General features: G+C 69.5%; 12 protein-coding genes. 8 read left to right on the top strand and 4 right to left on the bottom strand.

Features of this window, described 5'->3' with window-relative positions:
- A complete protein-coding gene (locus QN245_RS03925; protein WP_317844618.1) occupies positions 1–2,397 on the top strand; it encodes a TonB-dependent receptor in 2,397 nt (798 codons plus the stop codon).
- 278 nt (positions 2,398–2,675) lie between these two features.
- Here QN245_RS03925 and QN245_RS03930 read toward each other — a convergent pair whose 3' ends face one another.
- The 4 genes from QN245_RS03930 to QN245_RS03945 form a co-directional block, all read right to left on the bottom strand.
- Positions 2,676–3,647, bottom strand: coding sequence for an IS110 family RNA-guided transposase (locus QN245_RS03930; protein WP_317844619.1), 972 nt, complete (start codon positions 3,645–3,647; stop codon positions 2,676–2,678).
- A gap of 408 nt (positions 3,648–4,055) precedes the next feature.
- Positions 4,056–6,035: a sigma-54-dependent Fis family transcriptional regulator gene (locus QN245_RS03935; RefSeq protein WP_160970806.1), complete on the bottom strand. Its 1,980-nt coding sequence runs from the start codon at positions 6,033–6,035 to the stop codon at positions 4,056–4,058.
- 112 nt (positions 6,036–6,147) lie between these two features.
- A complete protein-coding gene (locus QN245_RS03940) occupies positions 6,148–6,660 on the bottom strand; it encodes a hypothetical protein (RefSeq protein WP_317845300.1) in 513 nt (170 codons plus the stop codon).
- Positions 6,661–7,165: 505 nt separating this feature from the next.
- Positions 7,166–8,098, bottom strand: a complete 933-nt coding sequence (locus tag QN245_RS03945) for a carbohydrate kinase family protein (protein WP_184447199.1) — start codon at positions 8,096–8,098, stop codon at positions 7,166–7,168.
- 257 nt (positions 8,099–8,355) lie between these two features.
- Between QN245_RS03945 and QN245_RS03950 the strand changes: the two genes are divergently transcribed.
- From QN245_RS03950 to QN245_RS03980, 7 genes are all read left to right on the top strand, one after another.
- Complete coding sequence (locus tag QN245_RS03950; RefSeq protein WP_010343692.1) at positions 8,356–9,402, top strand: rod shape-determining protein; 1,047 nt, start codon at positions 8,356–8,358, stop codon at positions 9,400–9,402.
- Between the two features lie 169 nt (positions 9,403–9,571).
- Complete coding sequence (gene mreC / locus QN245_RS03955) at positions 9,572–10,660, top strand: rod shape-determining protein MreC (RefSeq protein ID WP_184447198.1); 1,089 nt, start codon at positions 9,572–9,574, stop codon at positions 10,658–10,660.
- Entirely contained in the window at positions 10,657–11,142 is a 486-nt protein-coding gene (gene mreD, locus QN245_RS03960) for a rod shape-determining protein MreD (protein ID WP_048491037.1), read from the top strand. Before mreC ends, mreD begins: the two co-directional genes overlap by 4 nt.
- A 1-nt stretch (position 11,143) precedes the next feature.
- A complete protein-coding gene (mrdA, locus tag QN245_RS03965; protein ID WP_160966737.1) occupies positions 11,144–13,204 on the top strand; it encodes a penicillin-binding protein 2 in 2,061 nt (686 codons plus the stop codon).
- Positions 13,201–14,307, top strand: a complete 1,107-nt coding sequence (gene rodA / locus QN245_RS03970) for a rod shape-determining protein RodA (protein ID WP_160966739.1) — start codon at positions 13,201–13,203, stop codon at positions 14,305–14,307. The genes mrdA and rodA overlap by 4 nt, the downstream gene beginning before the upstream one ends.
- A gap of 325 nt (positions 14,308–14,632) precedes the next feature.
- On the top strand, positions 14,633–15,973 hold the full coding sequence (locus QN245_RS03975) for a virulence factor family protein (protein WP_160966741.1): 1,341 nt from the start codon (positions 14,633–14,635) through the stop codon (positions 15,971–15,973).
- Complete coding sequence (locus QN245_RS03980) at positions 15,970–17,400, top strand: glycoside hydrolase family 28 protein (protein ID WP_425612911.1); 1,431 nt, start codon at positions 15,970–15,972, stop codon at positions 17,398–17,400. The genes QN245_RS03975 and QN245_RS03980 overlap by 4 nt, the downstream gene beginning before the upstream one ends.
- Positions 17,401–17,571 lie beyond the last annotated feature (171 nt).

Consider the following 17,571-nt stretch of genomic DNA (forward strand, 5'->3'; position numbering starts at 1 on the left):
ATGACCCGCATCCACGGACGCAGCCTCCCGTCGGCAAACCTGCTCGCGCTGGCCGTCGCCACCGCCATCGGCCTGCTCGCCGCACCCGCGCGCGCGCAAACCACGGTCAACGCCGACGATGCGCAGATCACCGCGCTGGACCGGGTCGAGGTCACCGCCACGCCGATTCCCGGCACGCTCATCGATGCCGACCTGTTGCCGTACACGGTGCAGACCGCCAATGCCGACGACATCGCGCGTAGCCAGGCCGGCAACCTCACCGACTTCCTGCTGCGCGAGATGAACGGCGTGGACACCAACGAGGTGCAGGGCAGCCCGTTCCAGACCGATCTGACCTTCCGCGGCTTCCGCGCCTCGGCGCTGCCGGGCGCCTCGCAGGGCGTGTCGGTGTACCTGGACGGCGTGCGCATGAACGAGCCGTTCGCCGACATCGTCAGTTGGGACATGATGCCGGAGGCGGCGATCCGCAGCGTGGCGCTGATGCCGGGTTCCAACCCGCTGTTCGGTCCCAACACGCTGGGCGGCGCGCTGGCCTTCACCACCCAGTCCGGCCTGACCGCACCGGGCGTGCGCGCCGACCTGTCGGTGGGCAGCGGCGCGCGCAAGCGCCTGGATGCGTCGTACGGCTACGCCGGCCGCGACGGCCTGCATGCCTTCGTCGCGGTCACCGGCTTCGACGAGAACGGCTGGCGCGACGCCTCCGCCGGCCGCCTGGGCACCGTGTTCGGCAAGCTTGGCCGGCAGGGCGACAGCACGGACTGGGACGTGTCGCTGCTGCACGGGCGCAGCCGCCTGGTCGGCAATGGCCTGCTGCCCAGCCATCGCTACACCGACGATGGCACCGAGCCCGGGTTGTACGAGGCGGACCGCGCCGCGGTCTACACCTCGCCGGACCTGACCCGCAACCGCAACACGCTGCTGACCGGGCAGTTCGACCATCGCTTCGACGAACGCACTGCGCTGCACCTGCTGGCCTACTACCGCCAGGGCCGCCGCGACACCGTCAATGGCGACATCAACGACGATTACGAGGCATTCGTCGACGACTGCGCCGACGGCTACGCCGCCGACGGCACGCCGCGGGATGCGGGCTGCACGGTCTCGCGCGCCGATGCCGACGCGCTGCACAGCGGCGTGCTCAACACCACGCAGATGCGCCAGCACGCCGAGGGCCTGGCGCTGAACTTCAGCCACCAGGCCGGCGCGCATGCGCTGAGCATCGGTGCCACCTACGACCGCAACCGCGTGCGCTACCGCCAGTACGAGCAGGACGCGTTCGTGCAGGACGACCGGTCGGTGGTCGCCGATCCGGGCGAGGAGCGGGCGTTCTTCTCCGGCGTCGACGGCCGCAGCAGCACCCTGGGCCTGTTCGCTGCCGATACCTGGGAACTGGGCGAGGCCACCCACCTCAACGCCGCGCTGCGCTGGAACCGCGTCGCCGTCGCCAATACCTTGTCCACCGGCGACGATGGCGTGCTGCCGCGCGAACGCTTCGTGTTCGCCAAGGCCAATCCCTCGCTGGGCATCACCCAGCGCCTGGGCAGCGGCTTCACCGCGTTCGCGTCGGCCTCGCAGAACAGCCGCGCGCCGACTGCGATCGAACTCGGCTGCGCCGACCCGGAACAACCGTGCCGGCTGCCGACCGGGCTGCAGGCCGACCCGCGCCTGGAGCAGATCGTCTCGCGCACCTACGAGGTCGGCCTGCGCTGGAATCCGTCGCCGGCGCAGACGCTGAACGCCTCGCTGTACCGCGCCGACAACCGCGACGACATCCTGTTCCTGCGCGCGCCCAATTCCCAGCAGGGCTATTTCGACAACGTCGGCCGTACCCGCTACCAGGGCGCCGACCTCAGCTACCGCGGCAGCCACGGCGCGCTGCGCTGGTTCGCTGGTTACAGCTATCTGGACGCCACCTACCGCAGTGCCGGCGAATTGCTGTCGGGCGAGCGCACGGTGACATTGCGTCCGGGCACGCGCATCGCCGGCCTGCCGCGCAGCACGCTGAAGCTGGGCATGGACTGGCAGGCGCTGGCGCAATTGTCGCTGGGCGCGGACCTGCGCGCGGTGTCGCGGCGCGTGGCCAGCGGCAACGAGGACGGCCTGGTCGAGGATCCCGAGGACGGCGAGGCGCCCGCGCGCCACGACCTGTCCACCGGCGGCTATGCCTTGCTCGACCTGCACGGCACCTGGGAACTGGCCGACGGGTTGTCGCTGTACCTGCGGATCAACAACGTCTTCGACCGCCGCTATGAGACCTACGCGGCGATCGCCGAGGATCTGTTCCCGGGCGGCGCACTGGCACGCCCGCAGGACGCCGCGGTCGAAGACGGCCCCTCGCGCTTCGTCGCGCCTGGCGCCCCGCGGCAATACCAGGTCGGTTTGCGCTGGCGCTTCTAGCGCGCGTCGCGTGGTTGGCGTCGGCGCTGATGGACTTCGTGCCATTTGCCTTACCGTGGCCGCGAGCCGCTAGGCTCCGGTGACCGTCGCGGCTGAAGCCGCTCCTACAGGAAACGCTGCGCCGGTACCAAGCGCGAAACCCATGTAGGAGCGGCTTCAGCCGCGACCTCGGAGCCAGAACCTATCTGGCTCCGATAGCAGTCGGGACTGAAGTGCCTCCCACAGGTTGTGTCGCCCAATCGATTCGCCGGCTGTTGTCGTAGATACCGTCTTACCCCCTAGCAGACAAGACCCCTTTTCGGGTCGAACGCGGTGCCCGATTTGAGGACGCCATAGGCGAGGTGCAGGAGCTTGCGCATAGCGGCGCACACGATCTGCTTGCCGGCTTTGCCGCGTTCGCTTAGCCGCTGTTTCAGCGCCCGGATGACCGGGTTGTGGGTCATGGCCACCAGGGCCGGCATGAACAGGCCCGCGCGCAGGCGGGGCGAGCCGGTGCGCGAGATGCAGACATGGCCTTTGCGGTCGCCCGACTCCTGCAGGCACGGATTCAGGCCGGCGAAGGCGGTCACCGCCGAGGCATCGGCAAAGCGCCTCACATCGCCAAGCTCGGCCAGCATCAAGGCCGCACTGGTGTCGGCGATGCCCTGGATGCTCACCAGTAACTCGCGCTGCCCCCGCAAGGTCGGATCCTGGTCGATATGGTCATCGATGGCCTGCTCGATCTGGGCAATGTGATGTTGCAGATCGGCCAGATGGACCTGGATCGAGTCCTTCACCTGGGCCGGAGCGACGTCCAGCCGGTTGTGCTCCATCTGCAGCATCTGTTGCAAGTCCTGGCGCCGGCGCACCAGTGCCTTGAGTTGCTTGAGCGCCGGCGGATCAGGGTGCCAACGGCGTAACTGCTCGCGGTGACGCAGGGCATAGCTGGCGATCAGCTTGGCATCGCTGCGATCGGTCTTGACCCGGCTGAGCTGGCTGCGTGCGTACGCGGCCGTCTGCGCCGGGTTGAGCACGCACACCCGATAGCCTCGTGCGTGGAGGAACTCGGCCAGTGCCTGGTGGTAGGTGCCAGTGGCCTCCATGGCGATCCAGCTATCGGGCTGCGCATGCGTCTGCAGCCATGCCTGCAGGGCCTGGAAGCCCTTGGCATCGTTGGACAACTTGGCCTTGGTACGGTGCTTGCCATTGGTCAGCTCGCTGGCCACATCGAAACTGCGTTTGGCGACGTCGATGCCGATGACGGGAGACATACGCGATTCCTCCATCGTGTCAGGGTCATGATCGGCGCTGGGCCCGGTCCTGCCTTGTCGATGCGAGTTCACGCCGGGGGCGGACTCTGGATACCGTTCGGACCCACAAGGGCCAGCATGTGGAGAGGGGAGCCGATCTACGATGCAAGCTCGAAGCTTCAGGAGCGACTGGACTTCCCACACCTCCTCCGATGATCAGTCGGAAGACATGACGCCTGTTTAAGGGCGCCAGGTCCAGATACAAGGAGCGACTTCAGTCGCGACATCGAAGCCAGGCATCATCCAGCCTCCTCAGAGGTTGGGACTTGCGTTTCCCGTGGCAATCGTAGCGCCAGCTGCTTGGCAAAACATAACAGGCAAGGCTTCATTCGCAACTCGCAGGCAAGACCCGCAACGTGTAAGTCCTCCTCAGCTCACCGTCGCCAACCCATGCTTGCGCAGCTTGCGATACAAGGTGTTGCGGCTGATGCCCAGCGCATCGGCGGTACGGCTGACGTTCCAGCGATGACGCTCGAGCTGTTGCTGTAGCACGCTGCGTTCGGCGCTGTCCAGGGCTACACGGCCAGGCACGCCGTCGGCGGCGTGCGCATCGTCGCCGAGCAGGCACGGCCCACTGTCGGCGTCGACGATCTCCTGCGGCAGGTTGGGAATGCGGATGACGCCATCGGCGCACAGCACCGCGGCGGTGCGCAGCACGTTGCGCAACTGCCGCAGGTTGCCGGGCCAGGCATAGCTGAGCAGCTTGTGCAGGGCATCCTCGCTGATGCGCACCGGCTGCTCGCCGCTCTCTTCGCGCAACAGGGTGCGGATCAGTTCGGCCTTGTCGCTGCGCTCACGCAACGGCGGCAGGTGCAGCACCACGCCGTTGAGGCGGTAGTACAGGTCTTCGCGGAAGCCGCCGCTGCCGACCATCTGCGCCAGGTCGCGGTGGCTGGCACTGATCACATGCAGTTCCAGCGGCATCGCGCGGTCGCTGCCCAATGGCGTCACGCTCTGGTCCTCCAGCACGCGCAGCAGGCGCGTCTGCAAGGGCAGCGGCATGTCGCCGATCTCGTCCAGGAACAAGGTGCCGCCGCTGGCCTGCAGCAGCTTGCCGTGGCGTCCCTCGCGCGCGGCATCGGTGAAGGCGCCGCGCGCATAGCCGAACAGTTCGCTCTCGATCAGCGCTTCCGGAATCGCCGCGCAGTTCACCGCAACGAACGGCCGGTCGGCCCAGGGCGAGCTGCGGTGCACCGCCTTGGCGAACTCTTCCTTGCCGGTGCCGGTGGCCCCGCACAGCAGGATCGACACGCGGTGTTTGGCCAGCTTCAGCGCGTTGTCCAGGTTGTGCAGCATGCGCGGATCGGAGCCGACATGGTCGTTGGCGCGCGCGGCCTGGCCATCCTCGCCCGCGGCGCGCGTGCGGCCGGCAGTGCTGCGCGCGCGTGGCGGCTGCGCCAGGGCGAAGAAGCGGCGGCCGTGGCAGGCGCAACGGATCGACCACAGGGTGCTGGCGTCGTTGCGCGCGCGCTGCTCCAGCGTATCGAAATCCAGTTGCATCACCTGGGCGATATCGCGCCCGACCAGCGGCGAGCGGTCGGGCTTGCCCAGCTGTTCCAGCGTCGCCTCGTTGACCGCGAGTACGCGGCCGTCGGCGCCGACTGCGATCAGCGCCTCGTGCAGCAACCCGGCGAACTCCGGGCGGCTATGGAAGCGCAGGATCCACGCATGCCGGTACTGCTCCAGGAAGTACGCGCGGGCGATCTGCGCCGCCGACATGCGCACCAATGCGCCGGTATGGCACTGCACCAGCCTGGTGTCGCGCGCGTCGGGCGTGGACGCGTCCAGCACCGCCAGCAAGTTGCCTTGCGGATCCAGGATCGGCGCGCCGCTGCACGAGAGCGGCAGATGCCGCTCCAGATAATGTTCGCCACGGTGCACGCTCAGCGCGCTGCCCTCGACCGCGCAGGTGCCGATGCCGTTGGTGCCCTGGTAGCGTTCGGCCCAACTGGCGCCGCAGAACAGCCCGGTTTCGCGGAACGCACGCAGCAGCGCCGGATCCTGCACGCTGTGCAGCACGGTGGCCTCGGTGTCGGCGAACACCACCGCATAGCTGCCGCCGGCGATCTGCTCGTAGAGATTCTCCATCTCCACCTTGGCGATGCGCAGCAGCGCCTCCAGCCGCTGTTGGCGCTCGCGCAACTCGCCGTTGTCGTGGACCATCGGCGAGGGATGGGTGTCCGGATCCAGGCCGTAGTCGTCGAGGCAGCGCCGCCACGAGCGCGCCAGGGCGGGTGGCAAGGTCTCGATCTGGCGAAACTGGCGCATACGCGCGAGCGGCGCACAGTCGGCGTCCTGCACGGGTGCGACAGCGGCGTGCGCGAGGTTGGCGACAGTCGACTCGGACATGGGCGCGCTCTCGTCCCCCCAGGGGGCCCCTGACGCAAGTGACGCACAAACGGGGTCCATGCTCAACCCGCAGTGCAGCAAATCGATGGCTGTGGCGGCCATCGGTTCCGCGTTAGCCTAGGCCCTCTCCGCAGAGCTTGAGGTTGGTGCGGGCGGCGCGGATCACACCGAGGTAGTCGTCGACGAGGGCAGGCGTCATGCCATCGCTGATGGCGTCGTCGCTGCGCTTGGCGTCGTCTTTGTAGGGCGCCAGCGTCTGCCGGCATCCGGCATCGTCGCCGAGCTTGTGCTGGGTCAGGGCGTAGTCGTTGCGGATCGCACCGGCGTCGCTGAAGTTCAGGGCCGCCACACAGTCGCGGTAGAGCGGCGCAAGCGCCACTTCGGCAGCCGCATAGTCCTTGCGATCGTAGGATGCCTGGAAGGCCTTGCGCGTGCGCTGCATGGCTTCCGGCGCGCAGGTCGCAGCCTGTTTCAGATAGTCGCCTACGAAGCTGCCGTTGCCGCCGCAGTACTCCCGGCACGTGCTCTCCGCACCGGCCGCGGCGGCCACCGCCACGCCGTTTGCGTTGGGTGCGATCTGCAGCGTGCAGGTGCCGTCGTCGACCGCGCCCTGGGTTCCGTGCAGCGTGCCGCTGAAGCTGCAACCGGCATCGACATTCTGCGTTTCCAGGGTGAAGCGTGCATCGGGCTGCACGGTCAGCTGGCCCCAGCCGGGCTGGGTGGCATAGTGGCCGGCGGGCACTTGCGCGGCCGTCGCACCCTGTGTCGCAGTAGGGGTCGTTGGGCCGTTCGCCGCAGGCGCGGGGGCGGTCGGGCGCGCGGAGGGCGCCGCGCTCGCGGGTGCCTGGGCGGCGTTGCCGCAGGCGCACAGGGTCGCTGCACAACACAGGGAAAGCAGCAATCCACGCGGGGCCGGTGCGGCGGCCAGGATCCTGGTGGTCCAGCGAGACGCGGTCTCCATCCGATCATTCCATCGACGCGGGCGGCCGAGTCTAGCCCCGCCCGGATCGGCGTTACAAGCCTGGATGCCGCATCACAATCGGTCGTGGAACGGCGGCCTGTCGGGTAAGCGACCGGGAAGCGCGATGGCCGGGGTCGAAGCTGCCGGATCCGCCGGCAGTGTCCCGGCCTTACAGCGCGTAACCGAACTGCTGCTTGAACTGGTCGTTGAACTCGTCGAAGTCGAAGCGCTGGTTCTGGGTGCCGGGGTGTTCGACCTTCAGGGCGCCCATCAGATTGCCCATCCGGCCGATGGTCAGCCAGTCGCAGCCGCGCTGGATGCCGAAGATCAGGCCGGCGCGGAAGGCGTCGCCGCAGCCGGTCGGGTCGACCACGCGGCGCTCGTGCGCCGGCGGGATGTCGTAGGTTTTCTCGGGGGTGTGCACCAGTGCGCCCTTCGGGCCCTGGGTGGTGATGTAGGCCTGCACGCGCGAGACGATGTCCTTCTCGTCCCAGCCGGTGCGTTCCTGCAGCAGGTTGGACTCGTAGTCGTTGACCACCACGTAGTCGGCCTGCTCGATGAACTGGCGCAGCTCCGGGCCGTTGAACAGCGGCATGGCCTGGCCCGGATCGAAGATGAACGGCACGCCGCCGGCGCTGAATTCCTCGGCGTTCTGGATCATGCCCTCGCGCCCGTCCGGGCCGACCAGGCCCAGGGTCACGCCCGGCACGTCCTTCACGTGGTTCTCGTAGCTGCGCATCATCGCGCCGGGGTGGAAGGCGGTGATCTGGTTGTTGTCGTGGTCGGTGGTGATGAACGCCTGCGGGGTGAACAGTTCGTCGATCACCTTGATCCGCGACAGGTCGATGCCCAGCGCCTGGAAATGCTCCCGGTACGGGCCGAAGTCCTGGCCCACGGTGCCCATCGGGATCGGATTGCCGCCCAGCAGGTGCAGGTTGTAGGCGATGTTGCCGGCGCAGCCGCCGAATTCGCGGCGCATCCGCGGCACCAGGAACGACACGTTCAGGATGTGCACCTTGTCCGGCAGGATGTGGTTCTTGAACTGGTCCGGGAACACCATGATGGTGTCGTAAGCGAGGGAACCACAGATCAGTGCAGACATCGGGCAGGCCTTGGCGGAGGAATGAGCCCGCATTCAGGCGGGCGAGGGCGGGGTCGCCGCGGCGCAAAGGGTAACGGCTGCGGCCCGGCAGGGCCAGAACCACGATCCATCGCGATCTCGCCGATACCACGCAACGCGTGGTTTTAGCGAGAATTTTCCTTGCCCGTACCCAGGCGGGTTGCTAGGCTAGCGGACTTCGTTTTCTGCCCATTTTTTCGCCATTCTGGCGACGGCGCGCCCCAGGACCCAATCCCCCGATGTTCAAGAAACTCCGCGGCATGTTCTCCAACGACCTGTCCATCGATCTGGGCACGGCCAACACCCTCATCTACGTGCGTGGCCAGGGCATCGTGCTGAACGAACCGTCGGTGGTGGCGGTACGCCAGGACCGGGCGATCGGCGGCACCCGCTCGGTGGCCGCGGTCGGCGCCGAGGCCAAGCAGATGCTCGGCCGTACTCCCGGCCACATCACCACCATCCGCCCGATGAAGGACGGCGTCATCGCCGACTTCACCTACACCGAGGCGATGCTGAAGCACTTCATCAAGAAGGTGCACAAGTCGCGCTTCCTGCGCCCCAGCCCGCGCGTGCTGGTGTGCGTGCCGGCCGGCTCCACCCAGGTGGAGCGCCGCGCGATCAAGGAATCGGCCGAGGAGGCCGGCGCCCGCGACGTGTACCTGATCGAGGAACCGATGGCCGCGGCGATCGGCGCCGGCATGCCGGTCACCGAGGCGCGCGGCTCGATGGTCATCGACATCGGCGGCGGTACCACCGAGGTCGCGGTCATTTCGCTGAACGGCATCGTCTATTCGCAGTCGGTGCGCATCGGCGGCGACCGCTTCGACGAGTCGATCACCAACTACGTGCGCCGCAACCACGGCATGCTGATCGGCGAGGCCACCGCCGAGCGGATCAAGCTGGAGATCGGCTGCGCCTACCCGCAGGCGGTGGTGCAGGAGATGGAGATCTCCGGCCGCAACCTCGCCGAGGGCGTGCCGAAGATGATCAAGATCAACTCCAACGAAGTGCTGGAAGCGCTGCACGAGCCGCTGTCGGGCATCGTCTCGGCGGTCAAGCTTGCCCTGGAGCAGACCCCGCCGGAACTGTGCGCCGACGTCGCCGAGCGCGGCATCGTGCTGACCGGCGGCGGCGCGCTGCTGCGCGACCTGGACCGGCTGATCTCCGAGGAAACCGGCCTGCACGTGCAGGTCGCCGACGACCCGCTGACCTGCGTGGCCCGCGGCGGCGGCCGTGCGCTGGAGCTGGTGGACATGCACGGCAACGAGTTCTTCGCGCCGGAGTGAGCGTGAGGCCGGGAATGGGGAATCGGGAATGGGGAATAGAATGGCCCCTCCGCCTCCGCACTGCCGGCCCCGTCTCCACCGCACCGCCTGCGCCCCGGCCTGATCGCGCCGGGGACGCGCCGTTGCTTCCCGATTCCCCATTCCCGATTCCCCAATCCCGGCTTTAACCGTGCCTCCTTACGCCGGTCCTCCCGTCACCGCCCGCCCCGGCGAATCCGCCAGCACGCCGCGCCTGCTGGTCTACCTGGCGCTGGCGTTGGTGCTGATCGTGCTCGACGCGCAGGCCGACTGGCTGGCCCGCCTGCGCAGCCAGGCCACGGTGCTGGTGCAGCCGATCTGGGCGCTGGCCGGCCTGCCGGGGCGGCTGGGCACCCAGGTGCAGGAGAACGCGGCCAGCCACGCGCAGCTGGTCAAGGAAAATCGCGCGTTGCGCAACGAACTGCTGATCGCCAAGGCGCGCCTGACCCGGCTGCAGACCGCGGCGCTGGACAACGCGCAGCTGCGCGAACTGCTGGGCGTGGCCGAGCGCCGCGGCCTGGACGTGCAGCTGGCGCCGATCCTGGACATCGACCTGGACCCGACCCGACAGCGGCTGGTGCTCGATGCCGGCAGCCGCGATGGCGTGCACGTCGGCCAGGCGGTGATCGATGCCGGCGGCCTGATGGGCCAGGTGATCGCGGTGACCCCGCTGCACTCCACCGTGCTGCTGCTGACCGACCCCGACCACGCGGTGCCGGTGACGGTGGCGCGCAACGGCGTGCGCCTGATCGTCTACGGCCGCGGCGGCAGCCTGGAGCTGCGCGACATCCCGCTCAGCGCCGGCGTCGAGGTGGGCGATGAGATCGTCACCTCCGGCCTGGGCGGCCGCTTCCCGGCCGGCTTCCCGGTCGGCACCATCTCCGCCCTGCGCCCGGACGACACCCACGCCTTCCTGGTCGGCGAACTGAAGCCGGCGGCGAAGCTGGACCGCGGGCGGGATGTGTTGTTGCTGCGGCCTTCGGCCGCGGCAACGGGATTGGGGATTGGGGATTCGGGATTGGTGAAAAGCGGCGCTACTGGCGTCGGCGATGGTCATGGAATGCCGGCGGCGACCACGCAGCCGGTGTCTTCCTCTCAGCAGGCGACGCCTTCGCGGGCCACCAGTGACCAATCGCGTGCACGGCCTGCGGCCGCGCCCGCAACCCCCAAGCAGCCAGGGCCTTCCCCAATCCCCAATCCCCAATCCCCAATCCCGGCTCCAAAGGAGCCCACCCAATGAGCCGCCTGCGCAGCAAAGGCTGGGTGTTGCCGGTCAGCGTGATCGTGGCGCTGTTGTTGGGGCTGATGCCGTTGCCGCTGGCGGTGCAGCCGTTGCGGCCGTACTGGCTGGCGCTGGTGGTGGCGTACTGGGTGATCGAGACGCCGGACAAGGTCGGGCTGGGCTTCGCCTTTGCGGTCGGGGTGCTCGCCGATCTGCTGTACGGCGGGGTGCTGGGCGAGCAGGCGCTGCGCCTGGTGATCCTGAGCTTCATCCTGCAGCGCTTCCGCGCGCGCATCCGCTTTTTCCCGATGTCGCAGCAGGCGCTGGCGATCGGCGGCCTGCTGGTCAACGACCGCATCGTCGCCGCGGCGGTGCATCTGGCGGTCGGCGAGCCGACGCTGCCGTGGAACTACTGGTGGGCGCCGCTGCTGGGCATGGCGCTGTGGCCGCCGCTGTTCGTGCTGCTGGACGCGCTGCGGCTGGGCCGGCGGAGCAAGTAGCATGGCCTTGCACCCGCGCCGCGCGCAGAAGAACCCGCACGCCGAGGCCGAGCAGTTCCGGCGCCGCGCGGCGCTGGGCTTTCTCGGCGTGCTGGTGGCGTTGCTGGGCCTGGGCGGCTGGTACTTCAAGCTGCAGGTGCTGGACCACGACGTCTACGCCACCCGCTCCGACGCCAACCGCATCAAGCCGCGGCCGGTGGTGCCCGGGCGCGGCATGATCTACGACCGCAACGGCCGCCTGCTGGCCGAGAACGTGCCCGCGTTCCGGCTCGACGTGACCCCGGACAAGGTCGCCGACATGGACGCCCTGCTGGCCGAGCTGGGCAAGGTCATCGCGCTGTCGCCGGAAGACATCGAGCGCTTCCAGGCCGCACGCAAGGCCAGCCGCAGCTTCCGCCCGATCACCCTGAAGCTGCGCGTCAGCGAAGAGGAACGGGCACGCTTCGCGGTGGACCGCTGGCGCTTCCCGGGCGTGGAGCTGGAACCCTACCTGACCCGGCACTACCCCTACGGCGACCTGTTCGCGCACATCATCGGCTACGTCGGCCGCATCGACGAGAAGGACCTGGAGACGCTGGGCGAGGGCAATGCCGCGTTGACCCACATCGGCAAGTCCGGGCTGGAGCGCTATTACGAGGAACAGCTGCGCGGCAAGGTCGGCTACGAACAGGTCGAGACCAACGTGCAGGGCCGTGCGATCCGCACCGTCGGCCGGGTGCCGGCGCAGTCCGGCGCCGACCTGCGCCTGTCCATCGACGCCGATCTGCAGCGGGCCATGGTCGCCGCCTTCGGCGACTACCAGGGCTCGGCGATCGCCATCGATCCGCGCACCGGCGAGATCCTGGCGATGGTCAGCCTGCCGTCCTACGACCCCAACCTGTTCGTCAACGGCATCTCCCACGCCGATTTCCAGGCGCTCAACAGCGACCCGTCGCGGCCGCAGTTCAACCGCCTGGTGCTGGGCGGCGTGGCGCCCGGCTCCACCATCAAGCCGTTCATGGGCCTGGCCGGCCTGGACAGCGGCACCCGCCGCCCGGAGGACAAGATCCTCTCGACCGGCATGTTCTACCTGCCCGGGGTCAGCCGCGGCTGGGGCGACTCGCACCGCGGCGGCCACGGCTGGACCGACCTGCGCAAGTCGATCGCGCAGTCGGTGAACACCTACTACTACAAGCTGGCCATCGACATGGGCATCTCCAAGGTCGACCAGTACATGAGCCGCTACGGCTTCGGCGTGCCCACCGGCATCGACCTGGTCGGCGAGACCGGCGGCATCGTGCCGTCGCCGGCATACAAGGCCAAGAGCCGCAAGGAAGCCTGGTACCCCGGCGACACGGTCAACATCGCCATCGGCCAGGGCGACTGGAAGGTGACGCCGCTGCAACTGGTGCGCGGCGTCGCCGGCCTCGCCGATGGGCAACTGCGCACGCCGCACCTGGTGATGGCCACGCGCGAGGCCTTCGACCAACCGTGGGCGCCGGTACAGCCGGGCACGAGCAAGCCGATCAGCGACAACCCCAGCAACCTGCAGGCGGTGCGCGAAGGCATGATGGACACCATGCGTCCGGGCGGCAGCGGCCATGCCATCGCCATCGGCGCGCCGTACGAGATGGCCGGCAAGACCGGTACCGCGCAGGTGGTCAGCCGCAAGGGGCTGGCGGCGGTCGATCCGCGCAGCCTGCCGATGCACCTGCGCCACCGCTCGCTGTTCGAAGGCTTCGCGCCGGCCGACAAGCCCACCATCGCCCTGGCGATCGCGGTGGAAGGCGGCGGCTACGGCGCCAGTACCGCCGCGCCGATCGCGCGCAAGATCTTCGACGCCTGGCTGCTCGGCCGGCTGCCGCCTGGCGTGGAGCCGCTGGACAGCCTGCGCGGCGCCACCGCGTTCGGCAGCCACCTGTACTACGCCGAGGATCCGGGTTCGCGCGCCGCGGCCGATGCGGTCGCGCTGGCCGCCGGTGAGCGCCCGGTGCTGATCGGCCAGGCCGAGGTGGACGCCGCGGCGGTGCCGCTGCAGGCCGCGCCGCCGCCGATTCCCGACGAAATTCCGGACGAGCGATGAAGGATTTCCTGCGCTGGCTGGTCGAGATCGGCGGCCGCTTCACCCGTACCCTGGACTGGCCCATGTGCCTGGCGCTGGGCGCGTTGATGGCGATGGGGCTGGCGGTGCTCAAGAGCGCCGGCGGCATGCACCTGGTGATGGCGCAGGGCGCGCGCTTCGCGATCGGTGCGGCGGCGATGTGGGGCCTGTCGCGGGTGTCGGCGCTGCGCCTGCGCGCCTGGACACCGATGATCTACGCGTTGTCGATGCTGCCGCTGTTGGCGGTGTTCGTGCTGGGCACCGGCAAGTATGGGCGGCAGTGGCTGGACCTGAAGGTGTTCTACCTGCAGCCGGCCGAGCTGTTGAAGATCAGCATGCCGATGATGGTGGCCTGGTATCTGCACCGCATGCCGCTGCCGCCGCGGATCCCGACCGTGCTGGTCAGCGCGGTGATCATCGGCATTCCCACCGCCTTGATCATGCTGCAGCCGGACTTCGGTACCGGCGTGCTGATCGCCGCCAGCGGCGGCTTCGTGCTGCTGCTGGCCGGCCTGCCGTGGTGGTGGGTGGGCATCGCGGTCGGCGGCGTCGCCGCGGCCGCGCCGGTGGCCTGGTTGTGGCTGCTGCGGCCCTACCAGAAGGACCGCATCATGATGTTCCTCAATCCGGAGAACGACGCGCTCGGCGCCGGCTGGAACATCATCCAGTCCAAGATCGCGATCGGCTCCGGCGGCCTGCACGGCAAGGGCTGGGGTCTGGGCTCGCAGTCGCACCTGAACTTCATTCCCGAGCAGACCACCGATTTCGCGTTCTCCGTGCTCAGCGAAGAGTTCGGCTGGATCGGCGTGGCCACGGTGCTGACCCTGTACCTGATCGTGATCGGGCGCTGTCTGTGGATCGCCTCGCAGGCGCGCGACACCTTCTCGCGGCTGCTGGCCGGTGCCACCGGCCTGGCGTTCTTCGTCTACGTGCTGGTCAACGGCGGCATGATCTCCGGGCTGCTGCCGGTGGTCGGCGTGCCGATGCCGCTGATGAGCTACGGCGGCACCTCGGCGGTGTCGCTGCTGGCCGGCCTGGGCCTGGTGATGGCGGTGAAGGCGCACCGTCCGGTGCACGGCTACTGAGCGAGCGGCACCGCGGCCGCTGCGCGCTGGCTTAACCGCGCCCTTGCAGGCAGGTGACTGCATTATTGCGGCGCGTGTCGCGCATGCGCACAATGCGCGTCGATGCCACGTGACGCGCGCCGCTCCCCCCGGCCCACACGCGTGCAGGAACTTCCGGGCAGGCAGGTGCGACCCCGCGCATCCATCCCAGCCCACATCGCCGAGGCACCCCACGCAGCGCATCCGCCGATCCGGGCCTGGCCCGTCCGTTCGCGTCGTCCGCCGCTCCCTCGCCGTTCCCGTGGTTGTCCCGATGCTCGGCGTTGGCCGAGATGGATGCGTATTGATGAAATTCCTGCGCGTGTTGCTGTTGACGAGCGTGGTGCTGGGCCTGAGCGGCTACGCACTGCTGCGCTACTACTTTCCGCCGGGGGCGCTGCACGTCCGCGGCTATGGCCGCACGACCCTGGTGCATCCGCAGGGCGCGCCGCAGGGCGTGGTGATCCTGCTGGCCAGCGGTAGCCCGGCGCAGCGGCAGGCCGCTGCGCAGCGCATCGCCGCCAGCGGCGCGCTGGTCGCGGTGGTCGACGGCCAGCGCTATCTGAAGCACCTGCGCCATGGCGGCCACGGCTGCGACAAGGCCTGGCACGACGCCGAACGGCTGAGCCGGCGGCTGCAGCGGCAGTTGCACGGCGACAGCTACTACCTGCCGGTCCTGGCCGGGACCGGCACCGCCGCGACCCTGGCCGCGCGCATCGTCGGCGCGGCGCCCTCCGCGACCCTGGGCGGCGCCATCGGCGTGGCGCCGGCACCCACCGAGGTCTGCGCCGGCACCGCCGCCGCCACCGCGGCGCAGGGCTTCGTCGACACCGTGGCGGCACCGGCCGATGGCGGCGTGGATGCCGCGCTGGCCGCGCGGGTCGCCGCGCACCTGCATGCGCGCGGCCGCGGCGGCGCGCTGGACGATCTGCCGCTGACCGAGTTGCCGTCGGCGACCCCGGGCGCGCCGCTGGCCATCGTGCTGTCCGGCGACGGCGGCTGGCGCGACATCGACAAGGGCATGGCCGAGGCCCTGCAGCGGCGCGGCATCGCCGTGGTCGGCTGGGACAGCCTGCGCTACTTCTGGCGGGCCAAGCCGCCGGCCCGCGCCAGCGCCGACCTGAGCCGGGTCATCGCCTACTACCAGCAGCGCTGGCGTCCGCAGAAGATCCTGCTGGTCGGCTATTCCTTCGGTGCCACCACGCTGCCGTTCATGGTCAACCGGCTGCCGCCGGCGCAGCGCGAGCAGGTCGGCCTGGTGGCGTTGCTGGGCCTGGAGCACAAGGCCGATTTCCAGATCCGCGTGCGCGGTTGGCTCAATCTCGGCGATGACGACGACGCGCTGCCGGTGCAGCCGGAACTGGCGCGCATTCCCGCGGCGCAATTGCTGTGCGTGTACGGCGACAAGGAAAAAGATACGCTCTGCCCGCAATTGCGCGCGCGCGGTGCGGAGGTCGTGGTGTTGCACGGTGGTCACCATTTCGACGAACGTCCGGCCGGCCTGGCGACGATCGTCGATACCCGCTGGCAGCAGCTGTCCGCCGGCGCGCAGCCCATCGCCGAACTGCGGACGCCGCCGCACCATGCACCGGCCGCTGCATCGCCCTCGGCCACGCCGCAGCCACCGCAGGCGGCACTCCGGCAATGACCTCGCGCATGCGCGCGGCGCTGCTGCTCGGCGGCCTGCTCGCCGCCGCTGCGTTCGGCAGCGCGGCGGCGACCGGCGATTCCCGCCGCGTCGTCGAACCGCGCCTGCCGCCGCTGTGCATGACCCTGGACGCCACCTTGCAGGCGCAGCAACGCCGCTTCGCCGATGCGCAGGAGCGCAGCCCGCCGGACACAGCGCGCATCCAGGCCGCGCTCGACCGCTGCGCCGATGGCGCGCATGGCGCGGTGCTGTTGCGCGCCGGCCGCGGCACTGCCTTCCTCAGCGGGCCGTTGACCATTCGCAGCAACACCACGCTGGCGATCGACAGTGGCGCGACCCTGTTCGCCTCGCGCCAGCCCGCCGATTATCAGGTCCCGGGCCGCAATGCCTGCGGCCAGGCGGCGGCCCGCAGCGGCGGTTGCCGCGCGCTGATCACCCTGCAGGGACGCGCGCTGGGGGTGATGGGCGTGCGCGACGCCGCCGGTCACCAGGGCAGCATCGATGGCCGCGGCGATTTGCCGATGCTCGGCAGCAGCGACAGCTGGTGGCAGTTCGCGCGCAGCGCCAAGGCCGCCGGCCAGACCCAGAACGCGCCCGACCTGATCCGTGCGCAGGACGTCGCCGATCTGCAGCTCTATCACGTCAACCTGCTCGACGCGCCGTACTTCCACTTCTTCGTGCACGGCGGCGACGGCGTCACCGTGTGGGGCGTGCGGGTCAGGGCGCCCGCCAACAGCCCCAACACCGACGGCCTGGATCTGGACAGCGTGCGCAACGCGACCCTGGCCGACAACGACGTGATGGCCGGCGACGACGGCATCGCGATCAAGACCAGCGCCGCGCGCTCGGCCGACATCACCGTGCGCGACTCGCGCTTCTACGGCACCCACGGCATCTCCATCGGCAGCGAGGTGATGTACGGCGTCGGCAACGTGCTGGTGGACGGCAACAGCGTGGTCGGTCATGACGCCGACGGCATCGTCGCCACCGACAACAACGGCCTGCGCATCAAGACCGGCCTGGCCAAGGGTGGCCCGGTACGCGACGTGCTCTACCGCAACACTTGCCTGTTCGGCGTGGCCAGGCCGCTGGTGATCACGCCGCTGTACGGCCACGACCACGGTGGCAGCCGCAGCGGCAGCGTGCCGACCTTCGCCGGGATCGTGGTCGACGGACTGCGCGCGCAGGACACGCCTGCAGGCAAGGGCAGCACCGTGCAGGGCTACAGCGACGCGACGCCGCTCGATCTGGTACTGGCGCACGTGACGGCCGACGTCACCGCCCTGCATGCCAGCAACGCGCACATCGGCGTGGATCAGTCCGACCTGCGCTTGAGCGAGGACAGCAGCGCGGCTTCCACCTACGCGACCACGCTCGCAGGCTCGGTCCCGGCCTGCGCGCATGCGCCGGTGTTTCCGGCGCTGTAGCCCGTTGCGCGGCGCGCGCCGACGCGCTCGAAACGTCCGCCGTTGAGAGTGCCTGGCGTGAGACGCCACCACAAAGGCGCCGCGCGGGTGTGGCCCATGCCGATGTCGCCTGCGCGCCGATGCCGTTCCGCCGCTGACCGTCCGCTTGTTCCGGGAGCCCCATCACAGCGA

Origin of the sequence: Xanthomonas rydalmerensis, from assembly GCF_033170385.1 — a bacterium.
Lineage (GTDB): Bacteria > Pseudomonadota > Gammaproteobacteria > Xanthomonadales > Xanthomonadaceae > Xanthomonas_A > Xanthomonas_A rydalmerensis.